Source organism: Bradyrhizobium sp., assembly GCF_035701725.1.
In the GTDB taxonomy this organism is placed as follows: Bacteria; Pseudomonadota; Alphaproteobacteria; order Rhizobiales; family Xanthobacteraceae; genus Bradyrhizobium.
The window spans coordinates 1-4,361 of sequence record NZ_DASSRP010000281.1; the positions used below are offsets into that span (position 1 = coordinate 1).

Here is a 4,361-nt window from a genome sequence, read left to right on the forward strand (position 1 = left end):
GCAGCAGCGACATCAAAACTATCGTCGTCGCAAGTTTCATTCGACGGTGATGCTGGCGGATGCGGTTTCCGAAAAGCCGTTGTCGCCGATCCATTCGAAATCGAATTTTCCGCTTTTGGTGGCGACCGTGAAGAACGAGAAGAACGGGTTCGCGGCCGTGGCCGGGAACAGGTCGGCGCGGAAGATCTCGTCGCCCTCGAAACGGCAGCTGAAGCTCGTGATGATGTCGCGCGGCACCACTTCGCCGGAGGAGGTGTGGCGATAGCCGGTTTCCATGATGTGCGACATCAGCGTCTTGATTTCGATGATGTCGCCGTTCTTGGCCTTCTTCGGCACGTTGATCAGGGCTGCGGCCATCACATCACCTCCTCGGTGCAGGCGGCCAGCGTGACGACGACCTCCGTCGTCGTCGACCAGAACGAGCCGTCGGAAAGTTTTGCGATGGCGATGATCTTCTGGCTGTCGGCGAGCCGCACCCGGGTGGAAACCTGGGCGCGGCCGGCGCGCGGCGTGAGATAGAAGTTTCCGAGATTGGGCTGCGGGTTCTTTTCGTTGAAGACGTGGATGCTCTTTACATAGTCCTTGTCGGTCATGGGGCTGGTGACGCTCACCATCATCGGCACGCTGTTGCCGTTTTCGACCAGCGGCGGAATGTCGAGTTTGACCCTGCCGCTCTGCACGGGTGCACCGCCGGTGACGGTGCGGATCGCGCTCGCCATCGTCTCGGGCGTGGCTTCGACCGGGCGCATGCTGACGGCAAGCGGAAGCGCGCTCATCGCGGCGGCGCTGCCGGCGAGCCCGAGAAAGCCGCGGCGGGTGGAAAGGTGTTGTCTTGGCATTCTCTCGGTCCTTGCATCAGGTCTTTGGCATCAGGTCTTTGGCATCAGGTCGTTGGCATCGGTGAAGTCGCCTTCCGGTTCGTGCAGGCTATTCCCGCAGTGTCGCCAGATAGGCCACAATATCCTCAATCTGCTCGGCCGACAGGATCGGTTTGCCGCGCCAATTGGGCGCGACGCGATCGAGCCCGTCGATCCGGTAGTAGGATGGCATGATCGTCTCCGGGTTGAGGCGGGAGGCGTCGACCAGCCGAAGCCGGAGCTGCGCCACCGACCAGCGGCTGCCGGCGCCCGCCAGATTGGGTGCCAGATCGCCCTGGAACTTCTCCTCCGGGAACGGACCGCTGTGGCATAGAATGCACGTGTTGGTGCGCTCCACGATCAGTTTGCGGCCGCGCGTCGCATCGCCGGGCACGCCGGTCAGTGATTCCGCGATTGCATCGCCGCTGACCGTATAGGGCCGCAGTTCCTCCGCACCGGCCGCGCAGGGCAGTGCCAGCAGCGCGGCTGCGAGGCATCCTCCGGCAATAGAACCCGTTCCACTAGCCAAAGGTTTCCACCGTGATTGTCTTGAACCAGGTCTTCGCCTGATCCGCCTCGCGCTGGCGAAGATCATTTTGCGCGTTGACCGGGCTGGTGAAACCGGAGCCCATCACCTCGACGAAAATGTCGTCCCGCGGCTGGTAATTGCCAGACTGCGAAAAAGCATAGCCGGGTGCCACGATGTTATAGCAGGTGCCCTCGATCGTCGGCCTTTCGGGAGGAGTTCCGGCGATCAGGCTCGCCACCACGGCGGCGCAGGCCTTGCCTTCCGAAGCTGACGATGAGGCCGATTTCGGCGCATTGCCGCCGATCACGGCGTCGCCGATGACGTGGATATTGGGTACGAGTTTCGAGGCAAACGTCGCCGCATCGATCGGACACCAGCCGGTGTTGTCGGCGGCGCCGGCTATCTTGGCGATATTGCCTGCTCTTTGCGGCGGGATCACATTGGCGACCTGCGCATCGTGATTGCCGAAGTCGGTGACCAGCGTATTGCTCGCGGCCTCCACCGAGACGACGCGGCCTCCCTGCGACAACGGGATGCGTTCGATCATGTCGCCATAGAATTCCTTCCAGGCTTTCTCGAACAAACGCTGCTGCGAAAAGGTGTCCTTGGCGTCGAGAACGAGAATCTTGGAGCGGGGCTTTTTCGCCTTGAGATAGTGAGCAATCAGGCTGGCGCGCTCATAGGGCGCGGGCGGACAGCGGTAGGGCGTCGCCGGCACCGCGAGCACCACCGTGCCGCCGTCTTCCATCGCCTCGAGCTGACGGCGCAGCAGCAGCGTCTGCTCGCCGGCCTTCCAGGCATGGGGCATTTTCTCCGCTGCGGCTTCGTCGTATCCCGGCAAGGCATCGAACCGCATATCAATGCCCGGCGCCAGCACCAGGCGGTCGTAGGGAAGCGAGGTGCCGTCGGCGAGACCGACAGTGCGCGCCTGCGGATCGACCTTGGTGGCGGACTGCACGACGATGGTCACGCCGAGGCTAGCGATCTTTTCATATCCGAATTGCTGCGCATCGATCTCGCGCAGGCCCGCGATCACTTCATTGCTGAATGGGCAGGCGGTGAACGTGCGGTTCGCTTCGACCAGCGTCACCTGCAGTTTGGGATTGATCTTGCGCAAAGCGCGCGCGCAAGCCGCGCCGCCGAAGCCGCCGCCGATCACGACCACGCGGGCGCCCGCCTGGGCAAAGGACGGGCAGGGAAGGGCAAGCGAAGCCGTCGCCGCCGCGACGCCGCGAAGGACATTTCTCCGCGTCGTCTTCAAGCGCAACGCGTCCATCAATATATTCCGGGAAAAAGAAGGCGGCGGAAAAACCGCCGCCTTCCAGATTTGCTAGGCAAAGGTGATGTTCTGGTCCTTCAGCGGCACCGAGCGGATTCGTTTTCCGGTCGCCGCGAAGTAGGCGTTGAGCACGGCGGGCGCCGCCACGCAGATGGTCGGCTCGCCGACGCCGCCCCAGGGTCCGCTTCCACCACTCGGCATGATGATGGATTCGACCTTCGGCATTTCGGCAATCCGCATCGAATTATAGGTGTCGAAATTGGCCTGTTCGATGCGGCCATCCTTGACCGTGCAGCCGCCGTAGAACAGGCCCGAAAGTCCGTAGACGAAGGAGCCTGCGACCTGGCGGTCGATCTGCGACGGGTTGACGGCATAGAGCGGATCGGTGGCACCGACAATCCGGTGCACCTTGATCTTGTTGCCGTCGGTGACCGAGATTTCCGCAGCACCCGCCACGTAGCTGCCGAAGCCCATGAAATGCGCAAGGCCACGATAGACGCCTTGCGGGGCGGGCTTGTCCCAGCCGATTTTCTCGGCCACCGCATTGAGCACGGCAAGGTGCTTCGGGTTCTTCGCCATCAGCTTGCGACGGAACTCGAGCGGGTCCTGGCCGACCGCATGCGCGAGTTCGTCCATGAAGCATTCGACGTAGATCGCATTGTGGTTGACGTTGACGCCGCGCCAGAAGCCCGGCGGGACGTGCGGGTTGCGCATCGAGTGGTCGATCAGGAGATTCGGGATCGTATAGCCGAATGCGGCCTCGCCGTTGGGATTGAGGCCCTGGAAGGTGACGGGGTCCTTGCCGTTGACCATCGCCTCGGGCCGCAGGCTTGCCAGGATCGACTGTCCTGAGATCCGCATATGCAGCGCGGTCAGGTTGTTGTCGGCGTCGAAGCCCGCGGTCATCTTGCATTGGGTGACCGGATGGTAGGCGCCGTGCTGCATGTCTTCTTCGCGCGACCACAACAGCTTGATCGGCGTGCCCGGCATCTGCTTGGCGATCGCAACCGCCTGCCGCACATAGTCGGTGTTGCCCTTGCGGCCGAAGCCGCCGCCGAGCATGTACTTGTAGACGTCGCATTTGTCGGATGGCAGCCCGGAGACTTCCACCGTCGCGGCGAACGCGGCTTCGCCGTTCTGCGTGCCGCACCAGACCTCGCACTTGTCCGCGGTATAGAGCGCGGTGGCGTTCAGCGGCTCCATGGTCGCGTGATTCTGGTAGGGATAGCTGTAGACGGCTTCGACCTTCTTGGCGGCGCTGGCAAGCGCGGCTTTGACGTCGCCGTTCTCATTGCCGACAAAGGCCTGCTGCGAGGGGTCGAGACCTTCCTCCAGCCACTTGGCGATCGAGGCGCTCGAGACGTTGCCGTTCTTGCCTTCGTCCCAGACGATCGGGAGCGCGTCGAGCGCGACCTTGGCGTGCCACCAGGTATCGGCAATCACGGCCACCGCGCTGTCGTCGACCTTGACGACTTTCTTGACGCCCTTCATGCCGGCGATCTTGGCTTCGTCGTAGCTCTTCACCTTGCCGCCGAACACCGGACATTGCTTGATGGCGGCGTTGAGCATGCCCGGCAGCTTGACGTCGATGCCGTACATCATCTTGCCGACGACCTTGTCGGCGGTGTCGAGCCGCTTGACCGGCTTGCCGATGATCTTCCAGTCCTTCGGGTCCTTCAGCTTGACGTCGGCGGGC

The 4,361-nt window shown here is 63.0% G+C and carries 5 protein-coding genes; all 5 read right to left on the reverse strand.

Annotation, left to right across the window (positions count from 1 at the left end; genetic code table 11):
• Positions 1–36: 36 nt before the first annotated feature.
• Entirely contained in the window at positions 37–357 is a 321-nt protein-coding gene (gene soxZ, locus VFL62_RS16805; protein ID WP_325173509.1) for a thiosulfate oxidation carrier complex protein SoxZ, read from the reverse strand.
• The gene (locus VFL62_RS16810) at positions 357–839 is read right to left on the reverse strand and encodes a SoxY-related AACIE arm protein (protein ID WP_325173510.1); all 483 of its coding nucleotides are present in this window, start codon (positions 837–839) and stop codon (positions 357–359) included. Before VFL62_RS16810 ends, soxZ begins: the two co-directional genes overlap by 1 nt.
• Before the next feature lie 88 nt (positions 840–927).
• Positions 928–1,386: a sulfur oxidation c-type cytochrome SoxX gene (soxX, locus tag VFL62_RS16815; RefSeq protein ID WP_414644747.1), complete on the reverse strand. Its 459-nt coding sequence runs from the start codon at positions 1,384–1,386 to the stop codon at positions 928–930.
• A complete protein-coding gene (locus tag VFL62_RS16820; RefSeq protein ID WP_325173511.1) occupies positions 1,379–2,662 on the reverse strand; it encodes an NAD(P)/FAD-dependent oxidoreductase in 1,284 nt (427 codons plus the stop codon). The genes soxX and VFL62_RS16820 overlap by 8 nt, the downstream gene beginning before the upstream one ends.
• 54 nt (positions 2,663–2,716) lie before the next feature.
• On the reverse strand, positions 2,717–4,361 hold a 1,645-nt coding region (locus VFL62_RS16825), incomplete at its 5' end, for a xanthine dehydrogenase family protein molybdopterin-binding subunit (protein ID WP_325173512.1).

What these genes read in the sequence shown, in the direction of transcription:
- soxZ (WP_325173509.1), bottom strand. Translation starts at nt 357, where the DNA reads ATGGCCGCAGCCCTGATCAACGTGCCGAAGAAGGCCAAGAACGGCGAC.
- VFL62_RS16810 (WP_325173510.1), bottom strand. Translation starts at nt 839, where the DNA reads ATGCCAAGACAACACCTTTCCACCCGCCGCGGCTTTCTCGGGCTCGCC.
- VFL62_RS16820 (WP_325173511.1), bottom strand. Translation starts at nt 2,662, where the DNA reads ATGGACGCGTTGCGCTTGAAGACGACGCGGAGAAATGTCCTTCGCGGC.